Below are 18,306 nucleotides of genomic sequence, written 5' to 3'. Positions count from 1 at the left end.
TTACCGGAGGATTATTATGCTCGCATACAAATTTGATACACAGCTTTTAATTGAAGGAGAGGATCTGTCAGAGGACGCCGTTACGGAGTACATCACTGAAAATATCGAGGGTGACTGCCTGCTAGCCGTTGGGGATGAGGAACTGATTAAGATTCATTTTCATACCAATACACCCTGGAAGGTCCTGGAATACTGCGCTTCCTTAGGCGATATCCATGATGTGGTGGTGGAAAATATGGAGCGTCAGGCTAATGGGCTTCAGGGATAATACAGTTTTGTTCAGTGACCTCTGTTTATGGCAGCTTCCGTAAACAGGGGTTTTTGTTTCCCGGGTGGGAAGGAAGGGCTTTGATGTAAAAGGACGGCCGTACAGGCAGGGCATGATTCAGCCAAAAAAGGGGGATGGACATGAGCGACAGGAAATACAAAAGAAGACGTGGAAAACGGAGGACGAAGGATACGCTGCTGATGGTCCTGCCGGTTATTCTGGCGGTGCTGGCAGTTGCCGCTGCGGTTTTTCTGATTCTGAAATTTACCACAGGCGGGAAAAAGCAGGAGACGGGGACGTTTACGGAAAACGTCACAGATGGTGAGAGGGAACCGGAGAGCACGGCGCCCGCGGAAAGCATTCCGGAAAGTGGCCCGGACGGCACGGAAGAAATGCAGGAAACAGTGCAGGAAACGGCTTCCGGACAGGCGGAGGATATGGGCCGGGAACCGGCTGCACAGCCTGCCGTAGCGGCCGAGGTGGGAAGCATGGAGGATAAGGAGGACCCTCAGAAGTCTTCGAATGCTTCCGGACAGGGGAACGGAGCGGCAGTAAGCATCAATACGGATACCATGTCCGCAGCCGCAGGAGAAACCGCAGAGGCAACGCTTGGGGTTGACGTTTCCAAATACCAGGGCGGCAATATCAACTGGACGAAGGTGAAGGAGGCGGGAATCGATTTTGTAATGGTGCGCGTGGGCTATCGTACGAAGGCCACGGGGATTATTTATGAGGATCCCACGGCCCGCTATAATATGCAGGAGGCCCAGAAAAACGGCATTAAAGTGGGCGCATATTTCTTTTCATCAGCCATTACGGAGCAGGAAGCCAGGGAAGAGGCCTCCTGGGTGGTGAATTTTATTGCAAAATATAAAATCACCTATCCGGTGGCTTATAACTGTGAGGATTTTTCATCGCCGGACAGCAGGCAGTATGGCCTGGACAAGTCGGTGCGCACGGGTATCGCGGCCGCCTTCCTTGATACGGTGCAGGCTTCGGGATATACGCCCATGTTTTACGCCTCCAGAAATGAAATGGAAGGCAGTAAGGAATGGGATATGAATGCATTGGGAAACAAATATAAAATATGGGTGTCCCAGTATCCTGAGAAACCTTTTCCGGAAACGCCGGCTTCCGCATATTCGGGTACGCATGCCATGTGGCAGTATACCAGCCAGGGCCAGGTGGCGGGCATCAGCAAAAAGGTGGATGTGAATGTGGCGTATTTTGGCTACAGCAGGGAGGCGGAAGCGAAGGATCCCACGCCGGCGCAGGAGGTAGGGGCCAATCCTGAGGTGGGTATTAATTTCACGGAAGTAAACGAGACGGTAACGGCCAAGATAGAGACCAACCTGCGCACTGCGCCCACTACGGCGGAAGGCTCCCAGGTAGTGGCCAGGCTGGTTAACGGACAGACGGCGACACGTACCGGCGTAGGCAGCAACGGCTGGTCACGTCTGGAATACAATGGGCAGAAGGTATATGCGGTAAGCAGCTTCCTTACGGTGGATTTGGGCTATCAGGCACCTTCTGAAGCGCAGGCGCCCGTACAGACCGGGCCGGCCTACGAACCTGTGAATGAAACCGTGACAGCCAAGGATACCACCAATCTGCGTACAGCACCCGGTACGGACAATCCGGATACCATTGCGGCAACCATCCATTACGGCGATACGGTAACACGGGTGGGCATCGGCAGCAATGGCTGGTCACAGATCAGCTATAACGGACAGATTCTCTATGCGGTAAGCAGCTATCTGACCACGGATTTAAACTACAAATCAAACAGTACCCCTACCCCGGAGAATCCGGAGGCGGGAATTACCTTTACCCCGGTAAATGATGTGGTTACTGCGAAGAGTGAAACCAATCTGCGCTCGGTGCCAAGCACCGACAGCCCGGATACGATAGTGGGCGTGCTTCATAACGGAGAGGCGGCGGCCCGCACCGGTATCGGCAGCAACGGCTGGTCCAGGCTGACCGTAGGCGGACAGACCGTTTATGCCGTCACCAATTATCTGACTGCGGCACAGTAGCATGGAAAAGCTTTTTCTGTGGAAATCCCCTGCAGGTTGTGATAGAATGGACGGCATGGGGGGATTAAGGAAATGGACACCTTTGTTGTTTTGCAGCAGATGCTGATACTTCTTGCAATGATGGCCATCGGCTATTACAGCTATAGAAAAGAATGGATTGACAGAAATGCCTATGGCAAGCTGTCGAAAATTGTGGTAAATATACTGAATCCGCTGATTATCATCAATGGAGTGCTGGGAAGAAGCGGCGGGGAGAACGGAAAAAAGGTTTTTATAAACCTGCTGCTTATCCTCCTGTATTTTATCATCCTGATTGCGGTCAGCTTTCTGGTGGTGCGCCTGCTGCGCGTGAAGCCCTCCCAGAACCATCTGTACCGTATGATGACTGTTTTTTCCAATGTGGGATTTATGGCAATTCCTCTTGTTTCCAGTGTTTATGGCGAGGAATGTGTTTTTTATGTATCTTTTTATATCCTGATTTATAATATTTTGCTTTATACGTATGGGATCCATTTGATTTCGGGCGGGAAAAAGGAAAAGACCGATTTAAAAAAGCTGATGAATCCCGGCGTGGCCGCCTGCCTGGTATCCGCTGTGGTTTTTGCGGGTAACATACCGGCGGCGGAGAGCGTGAAAAGCTTCACAGGCTACATGGGCAATGCGGCCATTCCCATGTCCATGATGCTGATTGGGGCGTCTATCGCCCAGGCAAACCTGAAGGAGCTTCTGGGAGAGGCGAAAATATATGCTTTTCTGGCAATCAAGCTGCTTATCATTCCCATGACGGCGGCGCTGGTCATCAGGAATTTTGCGCTGCCTGCGGAGCTGGCGGGAATTTTCGTGTTCATGCTGGGAATGCCGGTGGGCAGCATCGTGGTTCCGCTGGCGGCGGAATACGGGGCGGATGAAACCTGCTGTACCAGGGGAACTGTGCTGAGTACGCTTTTCAGTATCGTTACAATACCGCTGGTATCGCTGTTTCTGTAGTGTATTTGACAGCTGCGGGCCTGTGTTGCAGGCCTGCGGCCGGGAAAAAGGAGGAGGAGCCTTATGAAATGGATACCCGGAGCGGGCAGGGCTGAAGACAGGCAGCTGGCGGCGGACTATGAGAAAAGCACGGTTCAGGGGAAATTCCATCTGGGAGAGACTTATCTGTTCCGAAAAAAGGCTTTGGGCGTCTGGTATCTGGCGTGGCGGGAAATCTTATGGGCCTACAGGCAGGTAGAGGATGTGCAGAGCAGGCTTTGCTGCGGCACCACCAATTATGAGGTGGAGCATCTGATCCTTGTGACAGAGGGTGGCAGACGGACGGACATCCGCCTGGAGGAAAAACAGGATGCCGAGACGGTTCTTGCCTGGCTTGCCCGCAGGAACCCGGCTGCGGATATCGGGTTTTCTCCTGAGAAAAAGGAAAAATATAAAAATTAAAAAAATACTGTGAAGCTCCTGAAATATGGTAGAGCTTCACAGTATTTTTTTCTGTGGCAGCGAGTCGGGTAGTTACGCGGGGCATCCTGCCGGCTGCTGCAGCGAGGGTCTGATAACCGACAGACCGTTACGGGAAATTGGACTTTGGGAAAGGGAGGCTACCAGCTCCAGAGTGTTCCTGCGATGCCGTCGGCAATCGCTCTGGCTATGGCGTCAAATTCCCGATCAAAAAGCTCGTTGTCCTTTTCGTTATTTATGAACCCGACCTCCACCAGGACAGCGGGAATATTGCTCTGGCGCAGGACGACCAGATTGGGACGTTCGTTCACGCCCAGATTTTTGAAGCCGACCTGTTCAAGTTGGCGGTTTATGTTGGTTGCAATGGTCCCGGCAGGAAGCCATGCATTGTATACCAGGCTTTCCACACCGCTGTACTGGTTCGGATAAGGGCTGGAATTACGGTGTATGGAGATAAATACATTGGCGCCGGAGTCATTTCCCAGCGCTGCCTTCTGATAGGGAGACTGATAGATATCTTCCGTTCTGGCATAAATGACCCGGAAGCCGTAGCTTTCCAGGATTTTTCCCACGGCAAGGGTAAGGTTCAGCGTATCGTCCTTTTCCTGCCGTCCGTTGAATGTAGCTCCGGGATCAGAACCGCCGTGTCCTGCATCCAGAAATATGGTATAAGTAAATTCGGCCATATAAAATCACCTGTATTTTCTTGCTATTATTCTATGGCGCGCCCGTGTATCGGTGCGTATAAATTCCAGGAAAAAATCATAAAATTATGGTTGCATTTCATAACGGTTTCGTGTAATATATTTTTACACCATTCCGGTGTTATTCTCATTTGGCACTATCGTGCGCGGCATCGGGCCGTTATGCACGGCAGCGCAGTCTGTTTTTCAGGGAGCATCCGCAGGGAATCGGCAGACGGCTCCGCTCAATTATTCCCATTTTATTATCTGTTACAGTAGACATTCTGCCGGATTACCGCGCATGGATTGTGAATCCGCGCTGCGGCAGAGCTGCAGGAGAGCCCGTTTGTCTTCCTGAAAGGGGGGAATACGACAACCGAAGAAAACGGGGTGAAAAGGGCGTGTGCAGCAGCCCGACATTAGTCGTATGCCCGCAGAAAGGGCAGATAGGAGAAAAGTATGAAAAAAGAAGAAAAAGAAATTAAAGTAAAAATAATAGAAGAAATCAGGCTGAAAAAAGCCGAAATCAGGAAGTTTAAGAGAGGCCGCGGGGGAAAAAGCGGGCGGACGCCGGGAAGAGTCAGGAAGGCGGCGGTATTTGCCGCGGCGCTGGCCGGTCTGTCGCTGTGCTTTTCCCGGGAGGTATCGGCGGCACGGCCGGGCAGCAGTACCAGCGTGCTGATTTTCAGTTTCTCCGGTCTGATGGAAGAGGGTGAGCCTGTTTTTGGCTTCAGGCTTTCGGCGGATACTGCGGACTGGACGAAAAAAGTGGTCCTTCACGCCGAATATGAAAAGCTGGGCGAAGCGTCAGTACCGCCGGAAAGCTACATTTGGAACGGGATTCCAGGCGGAAATGAATCGTTTACAGTAAAGGAAAATGGTATTGTTACCTGTCAGTTAAACTGCGGTGAAGACTATACGGTCCGGGAGGGAGAGCTGCAGCTGAATATTATCAATATTGATAATACGCCTCCTGTGATTACAGGCTTTGAAGATATACCGGAGGAATGGACGAACAGGAAGGTGAGAGTCCGGGTGAAGGCAGAGGATCTGCAGCCATAGACAGAATTATTGCAGCCCAAAGCAGAAGAATTGCAGCCAAAGGAGGAGAAGCTGCATTCATAGGCCTGAGCGGAAGGCATCCCCGGGACATAAAGAAAATACATCGCCAATCTTCAGGAAATATTGAGAAATAACCCCGCTTTTTATTTAGAAAACAGGGATATTATGGATACAGATACAAAAAAGCGGCTGTTGAGTTCCTTCGCAGCTGCGGAAGAATTTATTCAAGGCAAAGCCGGGAAGATGGGGGATGTTATGAAAAAGAAGACAGGTATTTTTTACATGACAGTCTGTGTTTTCGGAATAAGCCTGGCGGTGTGCGGGATACAGGCGGACGGCCGGCAGAATACCTCGGAATCCCAGGAAGAGATACAGGAAGAAACACAGGAAGAAACACAGGAAGAAACACAGGAAGAAACACAGAAAACTGTGACCAGACCTCCCTCAGATAATGAGGAGCTTATGGCAGACGCCCTGCGCCGGTCCTATTATGAAGGCCAGGACAAAAGAGCTTTTGGAATGTTTCAGAAAAATATATTCAAAAAACTGATAAATGACTGGACCTGCCGGAATCTGAAAAATGCGGTGTGGAGCTACGACAGCTTTGCTGCTTATCAGATGCTGGATGCGGATGGAAACAGTTTATCGGATAAGGAACTATATTACTGTACTTATTGCGCAGATGAAGGACAATGCGGCTATATAGTGTTGGCATATGACGGCGGCGGCCTGCAGAGAATCAGCAGTGCGGAGACCTCCTATTCGTACGATCTGGATTCCAACATGGAAGCTGTTCTGGCCGGACTGGAAGAAAACGGGATTGATCCAGCTTCAGCCCGGGCCGCCAGAGTCGGCCTGACTGTGGGGGATAATATTCAGGAAGCCATCCGCATTACGGATGGGGAGGGTCATGAGTGTATCTGCTATTTTGGGAAGGAAGGCGTTTCCTTTGAGGGATCGTCCGGGTTTTAGATTTATTTCGTTCCAGGAGGAATGCATCCATTCTTCCTTTTACATAAACCTCCCTTTTATATAGTAAAAACGGACTGCCAGCCTGCAGTCCGTTTTTGTATTGTAATTAAATCAGCTTTGCTGGTCGCCGGAATTTTCTTCCCGGCCCCCTTTATCAAAAAAGGAATCCCGGCCATTGCCATCGCCTTCATCCTCCTGCGGTGCAGGCGGTTCAGGAAGCGTCATCAGAACTTTGGTAATTCTGTTTTGCTGCACATTTTCAGCGCGCAGCATGATTCCGGCTTCGGTGGTCACTTCATCGCCGGGAACCGGCATGCGGTCCAGAATTTCAATGATGATGCCTCCGATGGAATCATAGTCTTCGCTTTCCAGCTCCGTTCCCAGGGCGTCATTGATGTCATCCAGCTTCATGCCGCCTTCCACAAGATACTGGCGTTCGCCGATTTCCTGAATCAGTTCATCCTCGTCCGCATCATATTCGTCCCTGATTTCCCCTACGATTTCCTCAAGCAGGTCTTCCAGGGTAATCATTCCCACGCAGGAGCCGTATTCATTGAGCACGAAAGCCACGTTAAAGCGTTTCTCGCGCATTTCTATCATAAGATCGGCAGTCTTTTTAAATTCATAGGTGTAATAGGCATCCCTGAGGATGTCCGTGATTTTAAAGTTTTCCCGATCCTCCACCAGGATAAAGTCCTTGATGTTGACGAGGCCGATGATATTGTCATTATCGTCCTGGTAGACAGGAATCCGCGTATACATATATTCCTTGAAAACCCCCAGCAATTCTTCATAGCCTGCTTCCACATTGATGGTGCTCATGTCGATACGGGGTATCATGATGTCCTTGGCAACGGCGTCGCTGAAGTCGAACACATTGTAAATCATTTCCCGTTCTTCGGATTCAATCACGCCGTCCTCATGGCTGACATCCACGTAGGTTTTCAATTCAGATTCCGTGATCTGATCTTTTTTCTTATTCGGATCCACATGCAGCAGGATCATGATGCCTACGGAAAGCCGATCCACAATATAAATCAGAGGCGTCAGCAGCTTCATCAGATAATAGATGATGCGGGCGTAAGCCAGGGATATTTTTTCCGCATTCAGGGTGGCGGCATTTTTGGGGACGATTTCGCCGCAAAGCAGGACGACCAGCGTCAGGACGCCGGTGGCGATGCTCACCGCATAATTTCCCCATAGTTTCATTGCAAGTGTGGTGGTGAGGGCGGAAGCGGAGAGGTTTACCACGTTGTTGCCGATAAGAATGGAACTGAGCATCTTGCTGTAGTTGTCCAGGACCTTCTGGAGCACCGCAGCGCGCCTGTTCCCTTCATCTATCAGCGTACGCACACGCACCCGGTTGACGGTGGTGAGGGCGGTTTCCGCAGAAGAAAAGAATGCCGACAGGGCAATAAGAACAATCAGAAAAATAAATTGTAGGACCGACGATGAATCCACGTAAAATTTCACTCCTTTTTTTAATAAGTCCCGGGAGCATTCAGCTCAGGGGATAAATTTTCCTAAGTATTTGTAAAAATTCAGGACAGGATGTCTGCCTGAATTATTATGAGTAATTATAGGAATCTTACATAAAACTGAGCGAAATGTCAAGCACATCACTAAGGAAGAGAAAGGAATCGCCGGGGAAGAGAAAGAAAGTAAGGCCCCCGTTTCCTGACAATAGCCGTTTCCGGGCTAAGAAGCAACTGGATGAAGCTGCATTTGGCCGGACAGTAATGAGGAAAAAGGAATAAATCGGAGGGGGAAGGGAATATACATGTTTCAAGGAGGAGAGGAATATGGACAAAAAAGAAATCAGGAGTTCCAACATACTGTTTCTGCTGAAGTGCCTGCTGTTTTCCTACATACTGACAGGAGGCTTCCTGCTGCTGCTGGCGCTGTTTCTCTACAAATTCCAGCTGTCCGAGAAAATCGTATCCATTGCCATTATCGTCATTTACGTGATTGCCGTGTTTTTTGCCGGGTTTATGACGGGAAAAAGAATGGGAAGCAGAAAGTTCCTCTGGGGGCTTGCGGTGGGACTTGCCTATTTCGCGGTGATGGCGCTGATATCGCTGGCGGTGAACCACGAATTTAAGGATCTGGGCACACACTTTTTTACCACGCTGTCAATCTGTGCGGCCGGCGGGATGCTGGGCGGGATGCTCAGCTGAGACGATGCATTTTGCGAGGCAGCGGTTATCAGCCGGCAGCAGTTGAGCTCTGACCGGTCCGGACCGTTACATCATCTTTCATGATTACCCCTTTTTTTACAGCACTTTTTTGACAAAAAATACTTTCCCTCAATAAAAAACTATGATATACTAGCTTAGACAATGGCGCCTGGGGTTCAGGCCGACCTCTGTCCAGATAAAGAGCATCCGTTTCCGCGGATTTTCTCATGCAAGGAGGCAATGGTATGAAACATATTAAAACACTGACCACAAGAGACTTAAAAGAATCCATGAAGAAGGGCGGCTGCGGCGAATGCCAGACATCCTGCCAGTCAGCCTGCAAGACATCCTGCACAGTAGGAAACCAGAGCTGCGAGAAAATGAAATAAGCAGCTCCGAAAGAAACCGCATAAGGTTTTTATAAGCAGCGATACCCATCGCTGCTTATTATACGTGAAGACATGGCCGAGGCGGGGCGCAGCTTTTTTACTTGCGGCCTGAGAGGGCGGACGGAAATGGATAAAAGACTGTTTGGGGACTGGCGTTCGGAGTCCGGCCCCGGACAGTTTCTATAAAACAGAAAGGAAGTTTTCCAGTGATACACCAGTACAAAAACAACGGCTACAACATCGTAATGGATGTGAACAGCGGAAGCGTACATGTTGTGGACGATTGTGTCTATGATGTGATACCACGGATTGAGGAATGCATCAATAACGGAGTAAAAGAAAAAGAGGGTATCCTTACAGCGCTGAAAGCGGAGCGCTCCGGTGAAGGACAGCAGTCTGGAAAAGAGCAGCTCTCTGAAAAAAAGCTTTCTTATACAGAACAGGAGCTGGAGGAAGCTGTAGAAGAAATTCTGGAGCTGTATGAAGCCGGACAGCTGTTTACGGAGGATATTTACGAAAATTATATCGGGGATTTCAAGAACAGGCAGACGGTGGTAAAGGCGCTGTGCCTGCATATTGCCCATGACTGCAACCTTGCCTGCCGCTACTGCTTTGCGGAGGAAGGGGAATATCACGGCAGACGCGCCCTGATGAGCTTTGAAGTGGGGAAAAAGGCCCTGGATTTTCTGGTTGCCAATTCCGGCAGCAGGGTGAATCTTGAGGTGGATTTCTTCGGCGGCGAGCCTCTGATGAACTGGCAGGTGGTAAAAGACCTGGTAGCCTACGGCAGGAGCCTGGAGGAGCCCAATCATAAGAAATTCCGTTTTACCCTGACGACCAACGGAATCCTGCTCAACGACGAGGTTCAGGAGTTTGTTAATAAAGAAATGTCCAATGTGGTCCTCAGCATTGACGGACGTAAGGCAGTAAATGACAAAATGCGTCCTCACAGAGGCGGACAGGGAAGCTATGACATCATTGTTCCCAAGTTCCAGAAGCTGGCGGAGAGCCGTGATCAGTTCAATTATTATGTGCGCGGCACCTTCACCCACAATAACCTGGACTTTGGCGAGGATGTAAAGCATCTGGCGGATCTGGGCTTTGAGCAGATTTCCGTGGAGCCGGTGGTGGCGGAGCCTTCGGAACCCTATGCCCTCAAAGAAGAGGATCTTCCCGTGCTGCTTGAGGAATATGACAAGCTGGCAGCAGAGCTTTTAAAGCGGCAGAAGGAAGGCAAGGGCGTTAATTTCTTCCATTTTATGATAGATTTAAGCGGCGGCCCCTGTGTGGCAAAGCGGCTTTCCGGCTGCGGCTCAGGGACAGAGTATCTGGCTGTGACGCCGTGGGGCGATTTTTATCCCTGCCATCAGTTCGTGGGCAAGGAAGAGTTCCTCATGGGAAATGTGGATGACGGAATCGTCAGGACGGATATCCGGGATGAATTCAAGACCTGCAATGTTTATGCCAAGGAAAAGTGCAGGAACTGCTTCGCCAAGTTTTACTGCAGCGGCGGATGTGCGGCAAATGCCTATAACTTTACGGGCAATATCAACGGCACCTATGATTTGGGCTGCGAACTCCAGAAAAAGCGTATCGAATGTGCGATTATGATAAAAGCGGCACTGGCCGACTAGAATGAAGGAGAAAAAAGCAATGAACAAGAAAAAAGGAATCTTTACCCTGATTGCGTTCATCGTCATCTTGGCCGGATTGGGCTATGTGTCCATTTTTGGTGTAGGCGAGAACAAATCAGGCTCCGCTTCCAGCGTTAAGCAGGGACTTGACCTGGCGGGCGGCGTCAGCATCACCTATCAGGTGGTTGGGGACGAGGCACCCAGCGCCGCTGACATGAATGACACCATCTACAAGCTGCAGAAGCGTGTGGAAAATTACTCCACCGAGGCGCAGGTATACCAGGAGGGTTCAGATCGTATCAATATTGAAATCCCCGGTGTATCCGATGCCAATGCGGTTTTGGAGGAGCTGGGCAAGCCCGGTTCCCTTTCCTTCCAGGATTCCCAGGGAAATGTGGTTCTGGAAGGCACGGATGTGGCGGATGCACAGGCCGGCTACCAGAAGAACAGCCTGGGCAACCAGGAGGCGGTAGTTCAGCTGACGCTGACGGAAGAAGGAAAAGTCAAATTTGCAGAAGCCACCAAGAAGGCGGCTCCCACACGGGACATTATTTACATCATTTATGACGGTTCCGTTGTAAGCGCGCCGGCAGTACAGTCTGAAATTACGGACGGTTCTGCGGTAATTACCGGTATGGGCACCTTTGAAGAGGCGGAAACGCTGGCTTCCACCATCCGTATCGGCGGACTGAAGCTGGAGCTGGAAGAGCTGCGTTCCAACGTGGTCGGCGCACAGCTTGGTTCTGCGGCCATCCGGACAAGCCTTATGGCAGGAGCTATCGGCATGGCTATCGTTATGGTATTCATGATCGCTGTTTACTGGATTCCCGGTGTGGCAAGCTCCCTGGCACTGTGCATGTACGTAGTGCTGATGATCCTGCTGCTCAACGGTTTTGAAATCACCCTGACACTTCCCGGTATTGCAGGTATTATCCTGTCTATCGGTATGGCGGTGGATGCCAACGTTATTATTTTCGCTCGTATCCGTGAGGAAATCGCCACCGGCAAGACGGTGAAATCTTCTATAAAAATCGGTTTCCAGAAGGCGCTTTCCGCAATTCTGGACGGAAATATTACCACACTTATCGCAGCTGCGGTGCTGGGCTTCATGGGCTCAGGTACGGTTAAGGGCTTTGCGCAGACACTGGCTCTTGGTATCGTGGTTTCCATGTTCACGGCGCTGGTGATAACGCGATTGATTCTGAATGCTTTCTATGCAGTGGGCATGCAGAACGAAAAGCTGTACGGACGCGCAAAGGAAAAGAAGCCTGTGAACTTCCTTTCCAAAAAAGCGGTATTTTTTACAATTTCCATCGTCCTGATTGTTGCAGGCTTCGTATTTATGGGTGTGAACAAGGGAAGAACCGGCCAGAGCCTGAACTACAGCCTGGAGTTCATCGGCGGTACCTCCACCAACGTTACCTTTAATGAAAATATGTCCATTGAGGATATCGATGCCAATGTGGTTCCCATGATCGAGAAGATTACCGGCGACGGCAACGTGCAGACCCAGAAGGTACAGGGAACCAATGAGGTAATTTTCAAAACCAGGACACTGGATGTGACGGAAAGAGAAGAGCTGAATAATACCCTGGCGGAGAGCTTCGGCGTGGATCAGGAGAAGATTACGGCAGAAACCATCAGCTCCACCATCAGCGGTGAAATGAGAAGGGAAGCAGTCGTTGCGGTAGTGATAGCAACTGTCTGCATGCTGATCTACATCTGGTTCCGTTTCAAGGACATCCGTTTCGGCGCCAGCGCTGTTGCAGCCCTGATTCACGACGTACTGGTGGTACTGGCCTTCTATGCGGCGGTACGGGTATCCGTGGGCAGCACCTTCATTGCATGTATGCTTACCATTGTAGGTTACTCCATCAATGCTACCATCGTTATCTTCGACCGTATCCGTGAAAATATTAATCTGGAAGGAAAGAGTGAGCTGAACGGGCTGGTGAACAAGAGTATCACACAGACACTGTCCAGAAGTATCTTTACTTCGCTGACAACCTTCATTATGGTTGCAGTGCTTTATATCATGGGCGTAAGCTCCATCCGTGAATTTGCACTGCCTCTGATGGTTGGTATCGTCTGCGGTACTTATTCTTCCGTATGCATAACCGGTGCGCTGTGGTTTGTCCTGCGTACCAGGATTGCGGGAAAGAGCAAGAACACAGCGGTGAAAGTCAAGTCCAGATAAAAGCTGATTGATAGGAAAGGCGTTCTGCTTGTCAGAACGCCTTTTTAAACCCATAAATGTAAGAGAAACTGTATTGTCCGGGGCGGATTTTTTGAATGGTTCTGCCGCTCTGGATTATAACGGAGAATGTTGATATGGCAAAATGGTTCGTAGCCGCAAAGAGAGCGGACTTTCAGAAAATTGGTGAAACCTTCGGTATCAGTCCGGTACTCGCCCGGATTATCAGAAACAGGGATATTGTGGAGGAAGACGATATCCGGAAATACCTGCAGGGGACCGTGGAGGAAATGTATGATCCCGGGCTGCTTTTGGGCATGGAGTGCGCGGTGGAAATCCTGGAAAGAAAAATCAGGGAAAATAAGCAGATCCGGATTATAGGAGACTATGATGCGGACGGCATCTGCTCCACCTTTATCCTGCATAAGGGCCTGCTCCATGCGGGGGCCTTGGCGGATACTGCCATTCCGCACCGGATGAAGGACGGCTATGGCCTGAATGAGCATCTGGTGGAGGATGCGTGGGAGGCAGGAGTTGATACCATCATTACCTGCGACAATGGCATCGCCGCCGCGCCCCAGATTGAGCTGGCAAAGAAGAAAGGAATGACGGTGATCGTCACGGATCACCATGAGGTTCCCTATGAGGAAAGCGGCGGGGAAAGACGCTATCTGATGCCTCCGGCGGATGTGGTAATTGACCCGAAGCAGGAAGGGGATAATTATCCCTACAAAGGTATCTGCGGCGCTGTGGTGGCTTATAAGGTGATTATGAGCCTTTTCAGGAGGCTGGGGCTGGAGAAAAGGGAGAGTGCGCTTCTGGAAGAACTACTGGAGCTGGCGGCGTTCGCCACGGTATGTGACGTCATGGAGCTTCTGGATGAAAACCGGATAATTGTAAAATTCGGCCTTTCCCATATGCAGAGTACCGTTAACCAGGGGCTTCGGGCGCTGATGGAGGTAAACGGCATCGATAAGAAAAAGCTTTCTGCCTATCACATCGGTTTTGTCATGGGGCCGTGCCTGAATGCCACCGGGCGGCTGGATACGGCGGTAAGAGCCCTTCAGCTGCTGGAAGCTGAGGACAGAGGGGAAGCAGTGCGGATAGCGGCCGATCTGAAGCAGCTTAACGACAGCCGGAAGGAAATGACCGATATTTTTGTCAAAAAGGCGGTTAAGCTGGTGGAAGAAAGCGGGCTTGGAAAGGATCGGGTGCTGGTGGTGTACCTGCCCGACTGCCATGAAAGCCTGGCGGGAATCATTGCCGGAAGGGTGCGGGAAAAATACTACAAGCCCGTTTTTGTCCTCACAAAAGGGGAAGAGGGGGTGAAGGGAAGCGGACGTTCCATCGAAACCTATCATATGTTTGAGGAAATGACGAAGGTAAAACAGCTTTTTACCAAATACGGCGGACATAAAATGGCGGCCGGCCTTTCCCTGGAGGAAAAGGATGTGGAGAATTTCCGCAGGGAAATCAATGCTGTCTGCACCCTGACGGAAAGCGATCTGGAGGAAAGAGTACATATCGACGTACCGATGCCTGTTTCCCATGTATCCATGGATTTTGTGCGGGAACTGGAGCTGCTGGAGCCTTTTGGCAACGGAAATCCCAAGCCGGTATTTGCCCAGAAGGATATGGCCTTCCTTTCAGCCCGCATTTTGGGGAAAAATGGGAATGCCGTGCGCTTTACCGTGCTGGATGACTGCGGAAAGCGATGGGAGATGATGGCCTTCGGCGATCCGGCGCCTTTGAATGCGTACATGGCTGCACGGTTCGGGCAGGAAGCTGTGGACAGGCTTTATCTGGGAAAGACCCAGGATATACGCATGTCCGTAACCTATTATCCTTCCCTCAATACCTATCAGGGAAATACGAAGCTCCAGCTGGTGATGCAGCAGTATCAGTAAGCAAGCCGCCGGAAAAACAGATTTTGGGTAACAGGCGGGCTGCTGCTGGCTGTTATAAAATTTCTCCATATATGATGCCGTGAAACGGGGAAGTATGATAAAATAGGAATGAAGAAGGATTTGCAGTAACTGTGGTGGGACGAAGCAGCTGCAATTTACAGAAAATAACAGAAGGCCCGCAGGAAAACGGAAGCCGGCGGGCGGAACGGAAGGCAGATATGATTTTGACGGTAACATTGAATCCGGCGGTGGATAAGACCTACAGGACAGGAGAACTTTTTCCCGGCCGTGTGAACAGAATGCGGTCGGTGGATAATATCCCGGGCGGAAAGGGAATCAATGTAAGCAAAATCCTCAGGCAGTACGATTATGAGGTGACTGCCACTGGTTTCCTTGGAGGCTATCAGGGAAAATGGATGGAGGCCCAGCTGGACAGGCTGAAAATACGCAGCGCATTTGTCCATGTGGAGGAGGAAACACGCAGCAGTATGAATATTGTGGCGGATAACGGCTATGTAACGGAGATTCTGGAGCCGGGACCGCACATAAGTGAAGCGCATCTGAAGGAGTTCGGCGCAAGCTTTATCCGGCTGGCGGAGGAGAGCAGCCTGATTATCCTTTCAGGCAGCGCGGCGCCGGGCATTTCTGCAGATATATACGCAAGGCTGATACGCAGCGCGGCCGCGATGGGGAAAAAAGTGATTCTGGATACCAGCGGAGAGCTGCTGAAGGAAGGGATTCAGGCTGCTCCCGCTGTTGTGAAGCCCAACCGTAAGGAGCTGGAATACATTATCGGAAGACGGCTGCAGGATCGGGAGGATGTGAAGGATGCGGCCAATGTGCTTTTGGCTTCCGGCATCCGGATGGTCATGATTTCCCTGGGGGACAAGGGGCTGATACTGGCAAGGGAAGGACGCTGCCTTTACGCCAGGGTGCCCAGGGTTATGGCGATGAACACGGTGGGCTGCGGGGACAGCGTGGTGGCTTCCCTGGCCATGTCCATGACGGCTGGCATCGGGGAAGAAGAACTGCTGCAAAGAGCGGCGGCTGTTTCCGCGGCCAATGCGACCACGTTGGAAAGCGGGAATGTGCCTCTGAAGCTGGCGGAGGAAATGATGAAGGATATAGAGATTATGGAAATATAACCGGAATTGTGGAGTGTCGGGAATAATATCCATCCGGATAATAAGCGGCCGGCTGGCCGTGAAAAGATAAGATAAAAAGGCGCCTGCGGACAGGTGCCTTTTTATCTTATCTTTTATGAGGGGGAGATAGGTGTTGTTCATCTATCTGAAATTTATGATACCCGAAAAATGTGTCAGGAGTATGACTATTTTCATAAAAAGCTATAAAATTTATTAACTGTTTCTTTATAAAACATAAAAGAAATCGAATGGACAACAAATTTTTCCAATGTGTTCAAAAGCTGCACAACTGGCGTGGAACTGTCCATTGTAGAGAAAAAAACAGGTTGATATAATAAAGTAAAGGGAACAGTTCAGGACGATATGCCGTCCTGAACTGTTACAAATAAAGAAAGAAATCAGATGTTTTATTTCCATACTGAAACGTCGGTTAATACCCTGGTGCAGACAGACTGGCATCAGACGGGATGCGTTGCGGCCTGAGGAAAATTATTCTGGATTGGGAGGTTCACCATGAAGAAAATGTATATCGTCACGGGCGCGGACGGACATCTTGGGAACACGATTGTCCGTATGCTTGCAAATGAAAACTGTCAGGTGAGGGGACTGATACTGCCGGGACAGGAGGAGAGGGAGCTTGAAAATGTCACCTATTATAAAGGGGATGTAAGGGAAAAAGAGTCGCTTCTTCCCCTTTTTGAAGGTTTGGAGGGAATGCAGATTTATGTTATTCATACGGCGGGAATGATTGATATTTCCGATGAGGTAACCCCGTTGATCTATGATGTGAATGTGAATGGAACGAAGACAGTAGCCGGGCTGTGTCTGGAAAAGCATGTAAAACGTCTGGTTTACGTGAGCTCGGTCCATGCCATTCCGGAAAACGGAAGCTTTGGGGTTATGCAGGAAGTAACGGATTTTTCTGAAAAGAAAGTGTTCGGCGGCTATGCCAAAACCAAGGCGGAAGCGACCAGAGCGGTGCTTGATATGGTAAAGCAGGGGCTGGATGCGGTGATTGTCCATCCGTCGGGAATTCTCGGCCCCTTTGGCGGCACGGGAAATTACCTGGTACAGCTGGTAAGCGATTATATTCAGGGACGGCTTCCGGCCTGCGTCAAAGGCGGTTATGATTTTGTGGATGTGCGTGATGTGGCAACGGGCTGCCTGCTGGCGGCGGAGAAAGGCAGAAAGGGGGAATGCTATATTCTTTCCAACCGCCACTACGAAATCCGCGAGGTGCTTGCCATGGCTAAAAAAACCTGTAAATGCAGAAGCGTCCCGGTGCTTCCCATGTGGCTGGCGAAGGCGGCCGCCCCTCTGCTGGCGGGCTATGCCAGATGGAAAAAGAAACGTCCGCTGTACACGGTTTATTCATTGTATACGCTGAGAAGCAATGACAGGTTCTCACATGATAAGGCTACAAAAGAATTAGGCTACAGCCCGCGTGACCTGATGCAGACCATTCAGGATACGGTGCGGTGGCTGAAGGAAGGGAAGCGGCAGATATGCTTGGATTAAATTTCAGTTCCAGAAAGAACGGCAATTGCGGAGATTTTCTGTTGTTTCTGCGTCAGCAGACGAATAACCGGCTTGTGATCCGGTCAATTCATGATTTCAGCCTGGAGGGCTGCGGACCATGTGAATATGAGTGCATCCACGGCAGCTGCCCGAAAAAGGACGGGCTGACCGCGCTGACGGCGTGGATGGATAAGGAAGAACAGAGCATTTTCGTCATGCCGCTTTACAATGGTAATTTACCGTCGGCTTTCTACCGGCTGCTGGAACGCATGTCTCCCAGGCTTCACGATGAAGCGGAGGAGAAGCGTTTCTGGAAAAAGGTGAAAATTATTCTGGTTGGGAATCCGGAACATGGCCTGGAACCGGCCGTTCAGACGCTGAAGGATATATATGAAAACGCCGGGGTGAAACCGGCTGTAACGGCCTTTTCTTCAGTGAAGTATGGAATGAAAGCTACACAGGACAGGATGATTGAGAGCCGGGAGGTGAGAAGCAGGCTGGTGGAGCTGGCGTGGGAATGGATGGAAAATCCCGGAAGGTAAGTATAAAGTATGTAGGGGAAGTAAAAAAATGACATACGGCAGGCATGGGGGATGCGGCCGTATGTCATTTTTTCTGCGGTATACAAACGAAAAAGCTGCCGGCGGAAATCCGCATGACAGCTTTTCGTTTTCTTATGAGGGGGGAGATAGTTTTGAGTTGTTTAACTATCTGAAATATATGATAACGGAAAATTGTGACGTGAGTGTGTCTATTTTAGAAAAAGAAAATAAAAAGTCTTAAGGTTTTCTTTAGAAAAAGAGAAGAAGATCTTGCGGTGGGGGGGGGCGAAGGAGAGTCCTGCGTGTCCCTGTGTTTCCCTGGGGGGCTATATG

Annotated in this window: 15 protein-coding genes and 1 pseudogene; 14 read left to right on the top strand and 2 right to left on the bottom strand. The window is 50.3% G+C overall.

The features are described from left to right. Positions 1 to 16: 16 nt before the first annotated feature. The 4 genes from DXC51_RS21890 to DXC51_RS21875 all read left to right on the top strand — a co-directional run bounded on the left by DXC51_RS21890 (position 17) and on the right by DXC51_RS21875 (position 3,732). Positions 17 to 268, top strand: a complete 252-nt coding sequence (locus DXC51_RS21890) for a fatty acid kinase subunit FakA-related protein (protein ID WP_021634058.1) — start codon at positions 17 to 19, stop codon at positions 266 to 268. A 140-nt stretch (positions 269 to 408) separates the two neighbouring features. Then, positions 409 to 2,304, top strand: a complete 1,896-nt coding sequence (locus DXC51_RS21885) for a GH25 family lysozyme (protein WP_181970168.1) — start codon at positions 409 to 411, stop codon at positions 2,302 to 2,304. Positions 2,305 to 2,376: 72 nt separating this feature from the next. Then, entirely contained in the window at positions 2,377 to 3,291 is a 915-nt protein-coding gene (locus tag DXC51_RS21880; protein ID WP_117545444.1) for an AEC family transporter, read from the top strand. Positions 3,292 to 3,354: 63 nt separating this feature from the next. Continuing rightward, the gene (locus tag DXC51_RS21875; protein ID WP_117545443.1) at positions 3,355 to 3,732 is read left to right on the top strand and encodes a DUF6709 family protein; all 378 of its coding nucleotides are present in this window, start codon (positions 3,355 to 3,357) and stop codon (positions 3,730 to 3,732) included. A gap of 164 nt (positions 3,733 to 3,896) precedes the next feature. Here DXC51_RS21875 and DXC51_RS21870 read toward each other — a convergent pair. Then, positions 3,897 to 4,436, bottom strand: a pseudogene (locus DXC51_RS21870) (N-acetylmuramoyl-L-alanine amidase family protein); the annotation flags it as partial. Positions 4,437 to 4,892: 456 nt separating this feature from the next. Between DXC51_RS21870 and DXC51_RS21860 the strand changes: the two are divergent. Beyond that, a complete protein-coding gene (locus DXC51_RS21860; protein WP_117545441.1) occupies positions 4,893 to 5,495 on the top strand; it encodes a hypothetical protein in 603 nt (200 codons plus the stop codon). Between the two features lie 255 nt (positions 5,496 to 5,750). Then, the gene (locus DXC51_RS21855) at positions 5,751 to 6,467 is read left to right on the top strand and encodes a hypothetical protein (protein ID WP_147332392.1); all 717 of its coding nucleotides are present in this window, start codon (positions 5,751 to 5,753) and stop codon (positions 6,465 to 6,467) included. A gap of 111 nt (positions 6,468 to 6,578) precedes the next feature. Here DXC51_RS21855 and DXC51_RS21850 read toward each other — a convergent pair whose 3' ends face one another. Then, on the bottom strand, positions 6,579 to 7,928 hold the full coding sequence (locus DXC51_RS21850; protein ID WP_025490876.1) for an HlyC/CorC family transporter: 1,350 nt from the start codon (positions 7,926 to 7,928) through the stop codon (positions 6,579 to 6,581). A gap of 341 nt (positions 7,929 to 8,269) precedes the next feature. Between DXC51_RS21850 and DXC51_RS21845 the strand changes: the two genes are divergently transcribed. The 8 genes from DXC51_RS21845 to DXC51_RS21810 all read left to right on the top strand — a co-directional run bounded on the left by DXC51_RS21845 (position 8,270) and on the right by DXC51_RS21810 (position 17,973). After that, entirely contained in the window at positions 8,270 to 8,644 is a 375-nt protein-coding gene (locus DXC51_RS21845; RefSeq protein WP_021634048.1) for a TIGR04086 family membrane protein, read from the top strand. Between the two features lie 245 nt (positions 8,645 to 8,889). Then, positions 8,890 to 9,033, top strand: a complete 144-nt coding sequence (gene scfA / locus DXC51_RS21840) for a six-cysteine ranthipeptide SCIFF (RefSeq protein WP_009250044.1) — start codon at positions 8,890 to 8,892, stop codon at positions 9,031 to 9,033. 206 nt (positions 9,034 to 9,239) lie between these two features. Then, positions 9,240 to 10,667: a thioether cross-link-forming SCIFF peptide maturase gene (gene scfB, locus DXC51_RS21835; protein ID WP_117545439.1), complete on the top strand. Its 1,428-nt coding sequence runs from the start codon at positions 9,240 to 9,242 to the stop codon at positions 10,665 to 10,667. 19 nt (positions 10,668 to 10,686) lie between these two features. After that, positions 10,687 to 12,864, top strand: a complete 2,178-nt coding sequence (locus tag DXC51_RS21830; RefSeq protein WP_025490878.1) for a protein translocase subunit SecDF — start codon at positions 10,687 to 10,689, stop codon at positions 12,862 to 12,864. A 134-nt stretch (positions 12,865 to 12,998) separates the two neighbouring features. Continuing rightward, complete coding sequence (recJ, locus tag DXC51_RS21825; RefSeq protein ID WP_035320726.1) at positions 12,999 to 14,768, top strand: single-stranded-DNA-specific exonuclease RecJ; 1,770 nt, start codon at positions 12,999 to 13,001, stop codon at positions 14,766 to 14,768. A 218-nt stretch (positions 14,769 to 14,986) separates the two neighbouring features. After that, a complete protein-coding gene (pfkB, locus tag DXC51_RS21820) occupies positions 14,987 to 15,913 on the top strand; it encodes a 1-phosphofructokinase (RefSeq protein ID WP_021634043.1) in 927 nt (308 codons plus the stop codon). A 513-nt stretch (positions 15,914 to 16,426) separates the two neighbouring features. Continuing rightward, positions 16,427 to 17,431, top strand: coding sequence for an NAD-dependent epimerase/dehydratase family protein (locus DXC51_RS21815; RefSeq protein WP_021634041.1), 1,005 nt, complete (start codon positions 16,427 to 16,429; stop codon positions 17,429 to 17,431). Then, complete coding sequence (locus DXC51_RS21810; protein WP_021634040.1) at positions 17,419 to 17,973, top strand: flavodoxin family protein; 555 nt, start codon at positions 17,419 to 17,421, stop codon at positions 17,971 to 17,973. The genes DXC51_RS21815 and DXC51_RS21810 overlap by 13 nt, the downstream gene beginning before the upstream one ends. Positions 17,974 to 18,306 lie beyond the last annotated feature (333 nt).

The organism is Eisenbergiella massiliensis, from assembly GCF_003435485.1.
The sequence above is the reverse complement of the archived record's forward strand: the minus strand, read 5'-3'. Positions and strand labels throughout refer to the sequence as shown.